Annotated in this window: 13 protein-coding genes; 3 read left to right on the top strand and 10 right to left on the bottom strand. The window is 36.9% G+C overall.

The genetic code is table 11. The annotated features are described in order from the left end of the window. Positions 1–25: 25 nt before the first annotated feature. From EGI05_RS12115 to EGI05_RS12090, 6 genes are all read right to left on the bottom strand, one after another. Positions 26–514 carry a DUF6691 family protein gene (locus EGI05_RS12115; RefSeq protein ID WP_123263273.1) on the bottom strand — a complete coding sequence of 163 codons (489 nt, stop codon included), beginning with the start codon at positions 512–514 and terminating at the stop codon, positions 26–28. Positions 515–530: 16 nt separating this feature from the next. After that, on the bottom strand, positions 531–1,094 hold the full coding sequence (locus tag EGI05_RS12110) for a YeeE/YedE family protein (RefSeq protein WP_123263402.1): 564 nt from the start codon (positions 1,092–1,094) through the stop codon (positions 531–533). Between the two features lie 7 nt (positions 1,095–1,101). After that, complete coding sequence (locus EGI05_RS12105; protein WP_123263272.1) at positions 1,102–2,514, bottom strand: MBL fold metallo-hydrolase; 1,413 nt, start codon at positions 2,512–2,514, stop codon at positions 1,102–1,104. A 76-nt stretch (positions 2,515–2,590) separates the two neighbouring features. Further along, positions 2,591–3,385 (bottom strand): sulfite exporter TauE/SafE family protein, encoded by a 795-nt coding sequence (locus tag EGI05_RS12100; RefSeq protein ID WP_123263271.1) that lies wholly within the window; start codon positions 3,383–3,385, stop codon positions 2,591–2,593. A 79-nt stretch (positions 3,386–3,464) separates the two neighbouring features. Beyond that, positions 3,465–4,097, bottom strand: a complete 633-nt coding sequence (locus EGI05_RS12095; protein ID WP_123263270.1) for a Crp/Fnr family transcriptional regulator — start codon at positions 4,095–4,097, stop codon at positions 3,465–3,467. 12 nt (positions 4,098–4,109) lie between these two features. Further along, on the bottom strand, positions 4,110–6,371 hold the full coding sequence (locus tag EGI05_RS12090; RefSeq protein WP_123263269.1) for a glycoside hydrolase family 20 protein: 2,262 nt from the start codon (positions 6,369–6,371) through the stop codon (positions 4,110–4,112). A gap of 107 nt (positions 6,372–6,478) precedes the next feature. Between EGI05_RS12090 and EGI05_RS12085 the strand changes: the two genes are divergently transcribed. Next, entirely contained in the window at positions 6,479–7,276 is a 798-nt protein-coding gene (locus EGI05_RS12085) for a DUF4197 domain-containing protein (protein WP_123263268.1), read from the top strand. Positions 7,277–7,347: 71 nt separating this feature from the next. Here EGI05_RS12085 and EGI05_RS12080 read toward each other — a convergent pair whose 3' ends face one another. After that, positions 7,348–8,001: a CoA transferase subunit B gene (locus EGI05_RS12080; RefSeq protein ID WP_123263267.1), complete on the bottom strand. Its 654-nt coding sequence runs from the start codon at positions 7,999–8,001 to the stop codon at positions 7,348–7,350. Positions 8,002–8,124: 123 nt separating this feature from the next. On the opposite strand from EGI05_RS12080, the gene EGI05_RS12075 reads away from it, so the two are divergent. Next, the gene (locus tag EGI05_RS12075; RefSeq protein ID WP_123263266.1) at positions 8,125–9,933 is read left to right on the top strand and encodes an ABC transporter ATP-binding protein; all 1,809 of its coding nucleotides are present in this window, start codon (positions 8,125–8,127) and stop codon (positions 9,931–9,933) included. Positions 9,934–10,024: 91 nt separating this feature from the next. Here EGI05_RS12075 and EGI05_RS12070 read toward each other — a convergent pair whose 3' ends face one another. Together EGI05_RS12070 and EGI05_RS12065 are read right to left on the bottom strand one after the other, a co-directional pair. Further along, entirely contained in the window at positions 10,025–10,726 is a 702-nt protein-coding gene (locus EGI05_RS12070) for a CoA transferase subunit A (protein ID WP_123263265.1), read from the bottom strand. 131 nt (positions 10,727–10,857) lie between these two features. Then, entirely contained in the window at positions 10,858–13,605 is a 2,748-nt protein-coding gene (locus EGI05_RS12065) for a fibronectin type III domain-containing protein (RefSeq protein ID WP_123263264.1), read from the bottom strand. A gap of 275 nt (positions 13,606–13,880) precedes the next feature. Between EGI05_RS12065 and rplS the strand changes: the two genes are divergently transcribed. Beyond that, a complete protein-coding gene (gene rplS / locus EGI05_RS12060) occupies positions 13,881–14,234 on the top strand; it encodes a 50S ribosomal protein L19 (RefSeq protein WP_089792393.1) in 354 nt (117 codons plus the stop codon). Between the two features lie 64 nt (positions 14,235–14,298). Here rplS and EGI05_RS12055 read toward each other — a convergent pair whose 3' ends face one another. Continuing rightward, complete coding sequence (locus EGI05_RS12055) at positions 14,299–15,291, bottom strand: alpha/beta fold hydrolase (protein WP_185144974.1); 993 nt, start codon at positions 15,289–15,291, stop codon at positions 14,299–14,301. Positions 15,292–15,312 lie beyond the last annotated feature (21 nt).

Raw genomic sequence — 15,312 nt, 5'->3', positions numbered from 1 at the left:
CATTGTGATGTTATTGAAATTAAAATTAATGGGGTAATTTTTCTCTGAAATATCCGTATACCCAAGTTCCGGCGATGGCACTCAGCAATGTTACAATTATAACCAAAGCACCGGTTCCGATCTGGGCGAAAAGCGGCCCTGGACAAGCTCCTGTAATCGCCCACCCGAAACCAAATATAAGTCCGCCAAAAATTTGTCCTTTATTAAACTTTTTAGGAGAAATACTGATTGACTCCCCATATATGGTTTTGATATTGAATTTTTTAATCATCCACACCGAAACAGCTCCTACCAGAATGGCGCTTCCAATGATCCCATACATATGAAAGGATTGCAAACGGAACATTTCCTGAATTCTAAACCAGCTGACAACTTCAGCTTTCACAAACACAATTCCGAATAAAACCCCTACTATAAGGTATTTTAAATGGTGATACCACCGATGGCTAAGTTCGCTTTCATTTACACAGACCGTATCCTGATGACGGATCTCAAAATCTTTATCTTTTATCATTTTTTGCTGTAATGTATTATTGTGAAAGAATAACAGGGAGAATAAAATTGGCTACTAAAAAACCGCCTACCATAAAACTTATGGTTGCAATAAGTGAGGGCCACTGAAGGTTGGAAAGCCCCATAATAGCATGTCCACTGGTACAGCCTCCCGCATATCTTGTTCCAAAGCCCACTAAAAATCCACCTACAATCATCGTTACAAAACCTTTGATCGTGAGAAGGTTTTCCCAATTCATCAGCTGAACAGGAACTAGATTACCGTAGTCTGTAATTCCATAGGCAGCCAGCTCAGTTTTCAATTCGGGATTTACTTTTATTTCTCCGGGGACCATTAAAAAGCGGGCCGCCATCATTCCTCCAAGAAAAATCCCAAATACAAAAAACAGGTTCCAGGCTTCTTTTTTCCAGTCATATTTGAAGAAGTTTATGTTCGCCGGTACACATGCAGCACAAATGTGCCTCAGCGAAGAACTTATCCCGAAAGATTTATTACCCAGGATAAGCAAGGCGGGAACGGTAAGTCCTATCAAAGGTCCCGCTACATACCACGACCAAGGTTCTTTTATGATTTCCAACATATTCATTTTAATTTAAAATTTTACTTTGACATACAAAATCACTTTTCGGGACATTTGTTTTGCTGATCGCATTAAAGCCTCCTTCTACTTCCGAAAAATTCCTGTACCCTCTTGCCTGGAGAATACTTGCTGCCATCATACTTCTGTAGCCGCCTGCACAATGAAGATAAAAATGTTCTGATGGATCAATCTGGCCTATCCATTCATTAAGATAAGCTAAAGGCTTATTGTAAGCATCATTCACATGTTCTGCCTTGTACTCGCTTTCTTTTCTTACATCAATAATTTTTACCGTTTTTTCTTTGATATCACTTTCAAATTGCTCAGCCGAAATACGGTTGATCTTATCGATATCTCTTCCACTTTTCTTCCATGTCTCAAAGCCTCCTTCCAGATATCCAAGAATATGATCAAAGCCCACTCTTCCAAGCCTGGTAACAGCTTCTTCCTGTTTTTCCTCATCGGCAACAAGCAGAATCGGCTGGTTTACATCAGCAATAAGTGTTCCTACCCATGGAGCGAAATCACCATCCAACCCGATATTGACGGATTGTGGTATAAAGCCTTTGGCAAATTCATTATTACTTCGCACATCCAGGATCAGAGCTCCTGTATGTTCTGCCATTTCTTCAAATTGATCCGGAGTTAAAGCATGTAATCCTCTTTGCAGGGTTTCATCAAAACTGCTGTACCCTTTTTTATTCATAGCTACGTTCATTCCAAAGTATGCAGGAGGAGGAAGCAAACCTTCTGTAACGGCCTCTACAAAGCTTTCTTTATCTTTCTGCTGGAGAGCATAGTTTGTTCTTTTTTGGTTCCCTAAACTATCTACGGTCTCTTTCTGCATATTTTTTCCACAGGCTGATCCTGCTCCATGCGCCGGATACACTATAATATTATCAGGCAAGGGAAGAATCTTTTGGTACAGGCTTTCATATAATAATCCCGCCAATTCTTCCTGAGTCATACCAGCCGCTTTCTGAGCCAGATCCGGGCGGCCGACATCTCCTAAAAACAATGTATCTCCGCTGAAAAGTGCTTTTTCCTCTCCATTTTCATCCATAAGAAGATATGAAGAACTTTCCAGAGTATGCCCTGGTGTATGAAGTACCTTTATACTTATATTTCCTATTTGAAATATTTCATTGTCTTTAGCTATAATAGCGTTAAATTCCGGTTGTGCAGTAGGTCCATATACAATAGGTGCTCCTGTTTTTCTGCTCAGATCAAGATGTCCACTTACGAAATCAGCGTGAAAATGGGTTTCAAAAATATATTTCAGCTTCACTCCATCTTTTTTCAGTTTTTCTATATAGGGTTGTGTTTCCCTTAGCGGGTCTATAATTGCCGCTTCTCCGTTTGACAAAATATAGTAAGCTCCCTGAGCCAAACATCCTGTATAAATTTGTTCTATTTTCATATTGTTCTATTGTTATTATTGTTCAAAATTCCTGTTTTCTTATTTGTTGTACAGCTACTTTTGTTACATAAGCAGTTTAAAGAAAAATTTCTTTGATAATCATATAAATACCCATAATGAGTATAAACCAGCCAAATGCAGGTTTCAGTTTTTTACCATCAATTTTTTTTGAAAGCCAAGTGCCTATGATGATTCCCAATATGGCAATGGCAGAAATAGTAATCAACAGATCCCACTGTAATTTCACAGAGCCTATGGAAGAAAAAAAACCTATCAAAGAATTGAATGATATGATGACTAAAGAAGTTCCGATCGCCACTTTCATGGGAGTTTTAAGAAGATTCACCAAAGCTGGTATGATCATAAAGCCTCCGCCGGCTCCAACCAAACCTGTAAGAATACCTACGATGGAACCTTCTCCTGCCGCCAGTAGAGAATTATTTTTATTGGACTGTATTAAAACAGGATTCACTTCAACATTTTTCCTGATCATTTTATAAGAAGCCAGGATCATCAGCACCGCAAAAATCAAAAGAAGAAAAATATCTTTAGTAAGTAAAAAATGACCTGCTCTGAAAATCTCATCAGGAATCAGCGGTAAAATGTATGTTCTCGTAAGGAAAAGAGAAATAAGTGAAGGTGTCCCAAATATAAAGGCTGTCTTAAGATCAACCCAGCCATTCTTAAAATAGGAAAGTGAACCTGCAACACTGCTGATTCCTACTATAAATAAAGAGTATTCTGTTGCCAGTAAAGCATCAATCCCAAAAATGTAAACCAGAACAGGTACGGTAAGAATACTTCCGCCCCCACCTATGAGTCCCAGTGAAACTCCAATTAAAACTGCTGCCAGATAACCTAATATTTCCATTTTCTTTCAAATAATTTCTGAAACAAAAATGAAAAGATTCAAAAGCTCCTACAGCTACTTTTGTTACATAAGCATCATTTTAAAAGGAATCAGGGAGGATGATCTTATTTCTGCCTAATTTTACTTTTCCATCCTCCTCAAGCTGTTTAAGCAGTCTTGACACCACTACTCTCGCTGTACCCAGTTCGTTGGCAAGCTGTTCGTGAGTGATAATAATAGTCCTGGATTGGGTAAGTTCTGATTTTTTATTCAGAAGGTTTAGCAGTCTTTCATCTACTTTTTTGAAGGCAATTGCATTGACGATATCTAAAAGCTCTTCAAAACGCTTATGGTAAAGCCTGAAAATATAATCCAGCCATTCCGGGTATTCTTTAATGAATAACGAGACTTTATCAACCGGAAGAAAGAGTATTTCCGCATCTTCTTCCACTTCTGCCTTCACCATACTTTTTTCATTATGCATTCCTCCTAAAAAGGACATAATACAGCTTTCACCGGCTTTGATATAATACAATAGAATCTCTCGCCCGTCCTCTTCTGTTCTGATGACCTTAATCATTCCTTTCATCACAATAGGAATGGATCTAATAGAAGCATTTTCATCCAGAATAATATCCCCTGCTTTATACGTTTTGATGATTCCGAAACGGTGAAGTTTTTCCACCAATTCGGGTGAAGTGGTAAACTCGGCAGATAAAGCTGTATTTTGCATTTATATCATAATTTATTTTATACCTATTTCATCTACAAAGAGCCATGCCTTGGAATCAGCACCAGGGTTTCCTGCTGGAATAATCCCTGCATTTTCTATTTTGATCTTTATATATTTAGCATTTTGATTGCCTACATTCAGTTTGATTCTTCCTTTTGCCTTCTGAATTTCTTCTTTTCCGATTTCTTTAATCATTTTAAAGCTCTTATTGTCATCAGAAACAAAGACCTGTGCAGACTTGGCGAGGTGAATCCAGCTTCCCTTATTTTCTAAAGTATTAAAATAAACCTCAGAAAAACTCATCTTTTGACCCAAATCAATAGTTGCTACTACATCTTTTCCCTGGAAGCCCAACCAGGTTTTTCCTAATTGCTTTTGATTTCCAATAATTCCGTCTACCAAAGTAAAAGCTCCTCCGAAAGAATAGTTTTCACTTGGCTGGTGTTCTAAGGTAATACTTTTCCCTGTAGCCTTTGAAACGGAAAATTCCTGTGAAGAAATAGCGCTTTTTAATTGTCCGTTTTCAAAATAGGCCGATTTTACCATTAATGATTTTGAAACAGGAACAGGATTTTGATAGACTGATGAATTGGCAGTTGGATCTGTTCCGTCCAGAGTATATCGTATTCCTTTTGGATCTTGTGAAGTAGATAATTCGTAAGCTATTCCGTTGTTATGGGGAATTACTTTTGCTGAAATATTGTAAATGCTTCTGGCATAATTGATCTTCATTTTGTCCAGCACTTTGAACTGGCTGATCACCCTGTTTTCAAATTCTTTATAATTTTTCGGGTCTGATGTTCCCCAGGCTACTTCTGAAAGAGCCATCAATCTTGGAAAAATCATATACTGTACATGATTAAAATCTGTAATATATTCCGTCCATAAATTGGCCTGAACCCCTAAAATATACTTTGCCTGCTCTGCATTAAGTTCCTCTGGAATCGGGTTATAAGAATATACTTTATCAAGTGGTGTATATCCTCCGAAAGCATTGGGCTCGGTTTGAGGATCACCTTGATAATGATCGAAATAACAATAAGATCCGGGTGTCATTACGGCAAAATGTTTAGCTTTTGCAGCTTCAACTCCTCCTTTAATCCCCGTCCAGCTCATTACGGCTGCATTCGGAGCCAGTCCACCTTCTAAAATTTCGTCCCAGCCAATGATTTTTCTGCCTTTCTTATTAACGTATTTTTCAATTCTTTGAATAAAATAACTCTGCAAACCATGCTCATCTTTCAGATTATTTTTCCTGATTAATTCCTGACAATGTGCGCATTCTTTCCATCTTGTTTTCGGGCATTCATCACCGCCAATATGGATATATGGTGACGGAAACAGCTGAATCACCTCATCCAATACGTTTTCTAAAAAGGTAAATGTTTCGTCTTTCGGGCAGAAAACATCATCAAAAACACCCCATTTTGTTGCCGGTTCGAAAGGTCCTTTTGTACAGGCCAATTCAGGATATGCTGCAAGTGCCGCTAAAGCATGTCCGGGCATTTCAATTTCCGGAACAACAGTGATGTGTCTTTCCTGAGCATATTTCACCACATCTTTGATCTGTTCCTGAGTATAAAAATAAGGGCCATAAGGCTTCCCGTCAAATTGGTTATCTACATAAGCCCCGATCATGGATTCTTTTCTTTTTGAACCTAATTGCGTTAATTTCGGATACTTTTTGATCTCAATTCTCCAACCCTGGTCGTCTGTAAGATGCCAGTGAAAGGTATTCATTTTGTACATCGCAAGATAGTCTATGTACTGCTTTACCTCATCCACTGTGAAAAAGTGGCGGCAAACATCCAGATGCATTCCTCGCCATGCAAATTTGGGTTGATCTTCAATTTTCAAAGCAGGAATTTTCTTATCATTCTGATGTTCTTCAAACAATTGAATTAAGGTTTGAAGTGCCAGGAAATATCCCTGTTTGGTATAAGATTGTATATGAATCTGTTTGGGTGAAATTTCTAAGGAATAATTTTCTTTTTTCTGTTCATCATCTTTTGGCAAGCTTGGAATAATGGAATTGGTCAAATGAATTCCACCTCCTTTCTGAGCATACTTGAATTTCAGCGGAGCATTTAATCTTTTTTTGAAATATTCTGTTTCTTCTTTCGGAAGGTCACTGTTTAATACGAGTGTTTCCGGAATAATAAATTCCCCTTTCAACATCTCAACTTTCTGAGGTTTCGGGATTAAATTAAGGGTAGATTGAGTAAAAAACATATGAGAAGCCAGAATTAGAAAGGTCAGTAAACAACGCTTCATTGTATTAGATTAAGATTTAGGCGAATATACTTATTTTCTAAAAAATTTTCTTCATCAATTTTAACTTATTCACCAAAGAAAGATCTAATTTTGCAAAAAATATCACAATGAAAAAAAATTTTGTTTTAGTTTCCTTTTTATTATTTTCAGTTTCTACTCAGGCACAAATTTTAGAGGCCATCAAATCTACAGTTAAAGAAAAAACAGGGATTGATCTTAACAAACCGGTAAAAGCAACCAATTCTACAACCACAACTCCTACAAGTACTACTACCAGTAATTCTTCTGTAAACCTCAGCAGTTTGAGCTCAACTCAGATTTCATCAGGATTAAAAGAAGCTTTAAATTTAGGGGTAACAGAAGGGGTAAAAAAATTAAGTACAACCGACGGTTTTTATAAAAACGAAATGGTAAAAATCTTAATGCCTGAAAAATTAAGAGTGATTGATACTAAACTTCGTGCAGTAGGCTTAGGAAGCCTTGCAGACCAGGGAGTAAAACTATTGAACAGGGCGGCCGAAGATGCTGTAACGAGTTCTGCGCCTATCTTTGCCAATGCCATTACTTCTATGACCATTACAGATGCAAAAAACATTTTACTGGGTTCAAATAATGCAGCAACCAATTATTTACAAACCAAAACCCAAAATCAGTTATTTACAGCTTTCCAACCTAAAGTAAAGGCTTCATTAGGGAAAGTAGGTGCTGATACTGTTTGGAAAAATTTGATTTCAAAATATAATTTATTGACGGGACAGTCTGTAACAACCGATCTTAATGAATATGTAACCACTGAAACCATCAATGGGGTTTTCAAAATGATTGCAGAGAAAGAGAGTGGAATCAGAAATAATCCTGCTTTAAGAACAACTTCCCTTTTACAAAAGGTATTCGGAGCGAAATAAATTTAATGATACAACATAAAAAGGCTGTTTTCATTGTAAAAACAGCCTTTTTTTATACTAAAATATTTTTATTAGAATTGCATTTCAGGAATTTCACCGTCAATAATCAAATCTGCTTCAGTTGCTTTTACAATATCTTCCACGGAAACTCCTGGAGCTCTTTCAACAAGCTTAAAACCAGCCGGAGTCACATCTAAGACTGCTAATTCCGTCACTACTCTTTTTACGCAATTCACTCCTGTTAAAGGAAGTGTACATTTTTTTAGAATTTTGCTTTCTCCTGCTTTATTTACGTGCATCATGGCAACGATAATATTCTCAGCGGAAGCCACCAGATCCATCGCTCCTCCCATTCCCTTTACCATCTTTCCGGGAATCTTCCAGTTGGCAATATCTCCGTTTTCTGAAACTTCCATTGCTCCAAGAATCGTTAAATCCACTTTTTTACTACGGATCATCCCGAAACTGAATGCAGAATCAAAAAATGATCCCCCCGGCAATATGGTAATCGTCTGTTTTCCGGCATTGATGATATCCGCATCCTCTTCACCTTCATAAGGGAAAGGTCCCATTCCCAACACTCCGTTCTCACTCTGGAATTCTACGGAAAGGTTTTCAGGGACATAATTGGCAACCAGCGTAGGAATTCCAATTCCCAGGTTTACATAATACCCGTCTTTTACTTCTTTGGAAATTCTTTTGGCAATTTGTTCTTTCGTTAGCATAGCATAATCTTATCCTGCCAAATTAATTAATTTTTCAGAACTATGAAAATACTTTTGTTCTTACCTTACGGTAATTTTTTGCTTCGTAAATTGTTGTAAATTGCGAACTTTCCCATTGTCAAAATGAAAACTTTATTATATTATTTAAAACCTTATCGCTGGTTAATTGTTGCCTCACTTATATTAGCTGCTGTAAACCAGGTTTTTTCATTGTTTGCTCCGGCCATTACAGGAAACATATTAGATAAACTGGTTACTCACCCTAACTTTTTCGATAAAGAAAAACAGATTCCGAGAAATCTGAATGAATATCTATATGGAACTGATATTTATCATGGTGTATTATACTTTTTAGGACTGTTGATCGGCACCGCAATGGTAAGCCGCATCGCAAAAGCATTCCAGGATTATGTAGTGAATGTGATTATCCAGAAGTTTGGAGCCCGGATTTTCACTGACGGGCTCAAGCATTCCATGAGATTGCCTTTTCAGGAGTTTGAGGATCAGAGAAGCGGTGAAACGCTTTCCATTTTAACGAAAGTAAGAGAAGATTCGGTGAAATTCATCAACAATTTCATCAATGTGTTTTTCGGGATCCTGGTAAGCATCATCTTCGTTTCCGTATATGCTATCCGTTTGCATTGGTCTATTATGCCCGTATATGTAGTTGGGATCATTCTTATTGCCGTAGTGACCAATTTATTAAGCAAAAGAATAAAAACCATCCAGAAAAGCATTGTAAAGGAAACTACCAGTCTTGCTGGCAGCACCACAGAAAGCCTTAGGAATATAGAAATTGTAAAAAGTATGGGGCTCACCAATCAAGAAGTGGAGCGCCTGAATAACAATACATATAAAATCCTGAACCTTGAATTAAGAAAAGTAAAAAGTATCCGCTCTCTGAGCTTTGTACAGGGAACTTTAGTGAATTTTTTACAGCAAATCATTACGTTCACATTACTGTTGCTTATTTTTAAAAATATAGTCACTCCTGGACAATATTTATCATTGATGTTTTATGGTTTCTTTATTTTCGGACCTATGCAGGAGATCGGGAATATTATTATCTCTTACAGAGAAGCACAGGCATCACTCAATAATTTTGACGGATTGATGAAAAAATCAGTAGAGCCCAAGCCTGATACTCCTAAGCAGATCGGAGCTATTGAAGAGTTGGAATTCAGGAATGTTTCTTTCCAGCATCAGACCGCTCATTATAAAGCGCTTAATTCCATTGCGTTCAATGTAAAAAATGGTGAAACGATTGCTTTTGTAGGACCTAGCGGTTCCGGGAAAAGTACATTGGTAAAACTTCTTGTGGGCTTATACAGACCTCAGGAAGGAAGTATCTTTTATAATAAAATTGATGGAAAAGAGTTCGATTTTGATGAATTGAGAAACCAAATAGGTTTTGTAACCCAAGACACCCAGCTTTTTGCAGGAACGATCAAAGAAAATCTTTTATTTGTGAATCCTTCTGCAACAGAAGAAGAGTTGCAATTAGCACTTAAAAAAGCAAGCTGCACTGCTCTTTTACAACGTGCCGAAAATGGTATAGAAACCGTTATTGGTGAAGGCGGACTAAAGCTAAGCGGGGGAGAAAAACAAAGAATCGCTATTGCAAGAGCTTTGTTGAGAAAACCGCATTTGCTGATCTTTGATGAAGCTACTTCTGCATTAGACAGCATTACTGAAGAAGAAATCACCTCCACAATTAAAGAAATTTCCAAACAAAAAGAACAAATTACAGTTCTTATTGCGCACCGATTAAGTACGATCATGCATGCAGATCGGATTTATGTACTGGAACGTGGGCAAATTGTAGAAACAGGATCACATTTAGATCTTATTGAAGAAAAAGGATTGTATTATGCCATGTGGAGACAGCAGATCGGAGAACGGAAAGTTGAGTCTTCAGCTCCGGTAAATTAAGATTTTCAGAATATTATCAAATAAAAACTCCCTGAAATTTCTTAGGGAGTTTTTTATTTATTTTAGTCTAAAGAAAAGTCCGAAATTTAGATTATTCTTTCTTTCTTACTGTTCTTTGTTCTATTCTTTTCTCGAATTTTTCCCCTTGGAAAATTCTCTGGATCATGATTCCTGGAATATGAACTTCGTTGGGATCCAATTGTCCAGGCTCCACCAGTTCTTCTACTTCTGCAATCGTGATTTTTCCGGCACCGGCCATTGGGAAATTAAAGTTTCTCGCTGATCCCTTAAAAATTAAGTTTCCTGCATGATCTCCTTTCCAGGCTTTGACGATAGAAAAATCTGCTTTATAAGCATACTCCAAAATATGAGGTTTTCCGTCAAAATCTTTCACCTCCTTACCTTCTGCCACTTCGGTACCGAAACCCGCAGGAGTATAAAACGCAGGAATTCCCGCCTGTGCAGCTCTGCATTTTTCCGCAAGCGTTCCCTGTGGAGTGAGCTCTACTTCCAATTCCCCGGAAAGCATTTGTCTTTCGAATTCAGCATTTTCTCCTACATAAGAGGAGATCATTTTTTTGATTTGTCTTTTATGAAGCAATAATCCCAATCCAAAATCATCAACCCCTGCATTGTTTGAAATACAAGTCAGATCTTTCACATCGCTTTCTACCAAAGCATTTATGGAGTTTTCAGGGATACCGCAAAGCCCAAATCCGCCTAACATCAGCGTCATTCCATCCTGAATTCCTTCGATGGCTTCCTTTGCATTTTTTACTCTTTTATCTATCATGAAACATTAGATTTTCTATCCGCTAAATTTAATAATTTTTCTCGTAACTGCGGATATTCCGCAACCGGTTTGAATTTACTTACAAAAAATGCGGAGAAATTCTCCGCATTGTCCATTATGATAACCTGATATTATTGAATGATTAATTTTAATGTAAATAACTTTCTGGTATGTACTTTTACGAAATAGACTCCTTTTGGCAGGTTTTCATTCACTAAAGAAAAACGTTGGTTATGAATATTCTTAGATTCATATAGTAATTCTCCCGATGCAGATACTAATTCTATTTTTTCGATCGGGTAATCACTTTTAATGAATGTAGGCTCTCCCGGTTTTGAAGGGTTAGGATACAAAATAACATTTTTCTCCGTAGTGTTTTTCAATTCATCTGTTCCTAGAGATGATGAAGTTACCTGAAACTGTACTCTATTGGAAACCTCTGTATAGGAATCATTGGTGAACATAACCATATAATAGTTGCCGGGTGTTGTTGGCACACCGTTTACATTTCCTGTAATGGTTTTAGTCCCCTGTGTGATCCCATCAAAATAAGTATAAGAGGTAAAGTTATCATCCGGAATCTGTATGTTTTGAGGGTAAATTCCCAGCCAGTCTTTGATAATTCCCGGGGAATCTGTCCAGGAAGCTGTAATACTTTCCCCTAGTGTATATACAGGTTTATTGATCCAAAGTTCTGTAACAATGTCTCCTACCTTAAAGAATATTTTATCACCGATTGGCGTGTAACCATCTTCAAGATAATATTGTGCATAATAATATCCTTTGGGAAGCCCCGTGAAATTAAGTGTTCCTGAAGCCGCATTCACATAACTCCATTGTGTAGAGGCGTTGGTTCCCGGAACCTGTCCCATTTTATAAATACCGATCCAGTCTTTTACTAAGTTTGGACCATTGCTATAATTAATGATAACAGTTCCTCCCACCGGATAGACATCCGAAGTTGCCTGTAACTGAACCTTTGGTCCTACATAAAAGCTTTTTCTCGGAGTGATTTCAGTGTAGCCGTTATTTGCGAAGAAACCAGCGAAGTATTGTCCTTTATTGGCTAATCCATTATTAAAATTCACTGTTCCTGCGGTTTGTCCATTGGTGTAAGAATATACCTGGGAAGTTGTGGTTGCCGGAGTCTGTCCTTTTTTATAGATTCCGATCCAATCCTGCTGATTTCCGGGACCTCCCGTGAAGGTGGCGGTAATGGGTTCATTTTGTAAATATTCAGTTTTATTTAAGGTGAAAGTAGGATTGGAAACTACACTTCCTGTAACTTCAAACTGTTTTACATCACTCCATTCGCTCCATTCCAGGTTTCTGTCTCTGTAACGGACTTTCGCATAATATGTTCCGTTTGAAATGGAATTGGCAGGAAAGTTTGCTTTTGTAATATCCACCCCTGCATTCAGGTTTTTAGTAAGATCTGGGTTTCCATTTCCGTCTTTTCCAAACCAGTTTTCATAATCCCTGTAAAATTCTTTATCGATAACCGAGAAATCCGGAGCCTTACTGATCAGGAATTGGGTAGTATTTAAAAGTTCACCGTTGGAAGATGAAAATGCACTTCCATTTAACGTTAACGGTAAAGTTACCGGTCCTGTAAAAGTATTGGTAATAGATGGTTTTACAGGTTTTGGCTGATTTTTATACCGGTGGAAGGTATCTATCAGCTCATTATATTTTTTGGTATAAATACCTCCAATGGAATAGCATTCGATATCTACTTTTCCATTGACTACGTCTACTTCTACAATTTGGTATGTCCAATCGGTTAATGTTTTCTGAACATCATCAAAATCCTGCTCGTTGGACATTCCCCAATACTGATCCCAAGCTGTCCCACCTGAAATAATCTGGTAATTCGGAGTGTTCTTTAATTGTCCTCTGTGGTACAAATGGTGGTGCGCTCCTATATGCATCAAATATTTACCTGAAGTAATCAAAAGCGGAACTGCATTGTTTCTTACCCAAGGAGAAATGTCTCCTACATATTGCTCCGCCTGATAAGGCCTGTGACTTAATGAAATGATCCAATCTACGGTAGAATCATTGTTGGCCTCATTTAAAACCTGTTGAAGCCAGGTTTGTTGTGCAGAGCCTGTGTGTTCAGAACTCAAACTTACAAATAATACATTTCCTGCTTGCTGAGCATAATAATTCTCATTTCCTGATGTAATTCCTTTATAGCTGATTTCATCAATATAAAAGTGGGCATAATAAGAGTTCATTCCCAAACTTCCGTAGGTTTCATGATTTCCTACTGTTGTTTGAATTGGTAAATAAGGGGATAATTTAGTATTCTTTTTAAAGTGAACATTTTCATAGTGATCCAGCGTTCCTACATCTACCTGATCTCCTACCATAAATGTAAGTGCTACATTATCTGAAGGATCGGAAGCTGCCCCAAACTTTTGTTTCAATTTCTTAAAAGCATTTAAAGTAAGCGTGTCATATCTCGGTTCTGCTTTAATCTGGTTGTCTCCCATGATCAGGAAACGGATCTTACCATCCGCAGTAACAGGTTGTCCAGGTAAAGGGAGGGTTCTGAAATTGTAAACTGCAGATTCGCTGGTTCCGGTTTTTATTTTGTAATAATATTTTGTATTAGGCTGGAGGTTAGTGATTTTAGCAGTATGGTAATAATAGTTATTATTATATCCCGTATCTGAAAATACATTGGTGGTTCCGGTAACCGTAACGTTCAGATTTGTTGGGGTGGTTCCGTACATTACTGTTGTTTCATTATTGGAAGCCGTTTTCCAATTGACAATCATAGAGTTGGGGGTTGGATTTTGTAAATAAGGAAACAAGGTCTGTCCAAAAGTCATTTGGACGACAAAACAGAAAAAGAATAATCTAAGTTTCATAGTAAAATAATTTAAGGGATGTTATATGTTTGTAACAGATTGAAAATGAATTCATTTTATTTCGTGCAAAAGTAGAACCCTTATGTAAACCTTATTTGATGAGAACTTAAAAGTTGTGTTAATTTTCAGCCTCATTATTCCCTGAAAAATTATAGTTTTTTACACAGTAAATATTTGGCAGTTTCAAAAACTAATTTGTATATTTGCAACCTGTTATTCAACCTCTGACGATAACCGTGTAAGTTGCTTAGCTTTAACATTTTATTTTATTAATAATGGATTTATTAAAGTACGTACAAGACAAGTACATTGCGAAAAAAGAATTCCCTGAATTCAAAGCAGGTGATACCATTACTGTGTATTACGAAATTAAAGAAGGACAAAAGACAAGAACTCAGTTCTTCAAAGGAACAGTTATCCAATTAAGAGGTACTGGTTCTACAAAAACTTTCACAATCAGAAAAATGAGTGGTGATGTAGGTGTAGAAAGAGTATTCCCTATCAACATGCCAGCTCTTCAAAAAATTGAAGTTGACAGAAGAGGTAAAGTTAGAAGATCTAGAATTTATTACTTCAGAGACCTTAGAGGTAAAAAAGCTAGAATCAAAGATGCTGCTTTCAAGAAATAGAAATTCAGACAACAATACATACGAAAAGAGGCTGTTCCAAATGAACAGCCTCTTTTTATTTTGCTTATTTTATAAAATTATATAAAGCCTCAAAGAATTTAGGATATACTTCTATATGTGGAAGATGTCCTACGTTTTCTAATTCCACCAATTTAGAGCCCACAATCTCGCGTTGCGTTTTCTTACCTAATTCCTGATATTGCCCCATTAAAGGCTGAATTTCTTTTGGTGCTCTATCCTTTCCTATTGCTGTTCTGTCTCTGGTACCGATAATCAATAAAGTTGGTGTTTTAATATTTTTGAATTCATAGACAACCGGCTGATTAAAAATAATATCACTGGTTAAAGCCGCATTCCAGGCAACTTTCGGATAATCTTTGCTTAATGTCCAACCGGCAAGCAAATTCAGCCATTTATCATATTCTGGTTTCCACTGATTATCATAATAAAACTTCAGTTGATAATTTTTATATGATTCGTAAGTATTTTTTAATTCAGATTTATAAGCTTCATCAATGGTTTGATATTTTGTCAATGCTTTATAATCCTCCAAACCTATTGGATTTTCCAGAATTAATTTTTCAACCATCTCAGGATACATCAATGTAAAACGCGTAGCCAACATTCCGCCCATTGAATGTCCCAAAACAATTGTATTACTCACATTAAGTTCATCCAGAATCGCTTTTGTATTGACGGCTAATTGAGCAAATGAGAACTGATAATTTTGAGGTTTCGAAGACTTTCCAAAGCCTATCTGATCCGGAATTATAACTCTGAAACCTTTTTCAGAAAGATCTTTTGCGGTCTGTTCCCAATAAGCTCCGTTAAAGTTCTTTCCATGAAGAAGCATGATTGTTTTTCCATTGGGTATTTTAGGCTTTACATCCATATAAGCCATTTTCAGATCATTATTTTGAGATTTCAGGCTGATAAAATGAACTTCAAAAGGATATTGATAATTCGTAAGCATTGCATCTAAAGGTTTGAGTTGAGAGAATATCCAAAGTGGTATCATCAATAGTATTGCCAACATTACATTTTTCATATATCTCATAAAACTAATTTTATATAAAAT

The sequence above is a fragment of the Chryseobacterium daecheongense genome (assembly GCF_003729955.1).
Taxonomy (GTDB): domain Bacteria; phylum Bacteroidota; class Bacteroidia; order Flavobacteriales; family Weeksellaceae; genus Chryseobacterium; species Chryseobacterium daecheongense.
Note: the sequence above shows the minus strand (reverse complement) of the source record. Positions and strands in the feature narration are given on the sequence as shown.

What these genes read in the sequence shown, in the direction of transcription:
- EGI05_RS12100 (WP_123263271.1), bottom strand. Translation starts at nt 3,385, where the DNA reads ATGGAAATATTAGGTTATCTGGCAGCAGTTTTAATTGGAGTTTCACTG.
- EGI05_RS12090 (WP_123263269.1), bottom strand. Translation starts at nt 6,371, where the DNA reads ATGAAGCGTTGTTTACTGACCTTTCTAATTCTGGCTTCTCATATGTTT.
- EGI05_RS12070 (WP_123263265.1), bottom strand. Translation starts at nt 10,726, where the DNA reads ATGATAGATAAAAGAGTAAAAAATGCAAAGGAAGCCATCGAAGGAATT.
- EGI05_RS12095 (WP_123263270.1), bottom strand. Translation starts at nt 4,097, where the DNA reads ATGCAAAATACAGCTTTATCTGCCGAGTTTACCACTTCACCCGAATTG.
- EGI05_RS12110 (WP_123263402.1), bottom strand. Translation starts at nt 1,094, where the DNA reads ATGTTGGAAATCATAAAAGAACCTTGGTCGTGGTATGTAGCGGGACCT.
- EGI05_RS12115 (WP_123263273.1), bottom strand. Translation starts at nt 514, where the DNA reads ATGATAAAAGATAAAGATTTTGAGATCCGTCATCAGGATACGGTCTGT.
- EGI05_RS12075 (WP_123263266.1), top strand. Translation starts at nt 8,125, where the DNA reads ATGAAAACTTTATTATATTATTTAAAACCTTATCGCTGGTTAATTGTT.
- EGI05_RS12105 (WP_123263272.1), bottom strand. Translation starts at nt 2,514, where the DNA reads ATGAAAATAGAACAAATTTATACAGGATGTTTGGCTCAGGGAGCTTAC.
- rplS (WP_089792393.1), top strand. Translation starts at nt 13,881, where the DNA reads ATGGATTTATTAAAGTACGTACAAGACAAGTACATTGCGAAAAAAGAA.
- EGI05_RS12085 (WP_123263268.1), top strand. Translation starts at nt 6,479, where the DNA reads ATGAAAAAAAATTTTGTTTTAGTTTCCTTTTTATTATTTTCAGTTTCT.
- EGI05_RS12065 (WP_123263264.1), bottom strand. Translation starts at nt 13,605, where the DNA reads ATGAAACTTAGATTATTCTTTTTCTGTTTTGTCGTCCAAATGACTTTT.
- EGI05_RS12080 (WP_123263267.1), bottom strand. Translation starts at nt 8,001, where the DNA reads ATGCTAACGAAAGAACAAATTGCCAAAAGAATTTCCAAAGAAGTAAAA.
- EGI05_RS12055 (WP_185144974.1), bottom strand. Translation starts at nt 15,291, where the DNA reads ATGAGATATATGAAAAATGTAATGTTGGCAATACTATTGATGATACCA.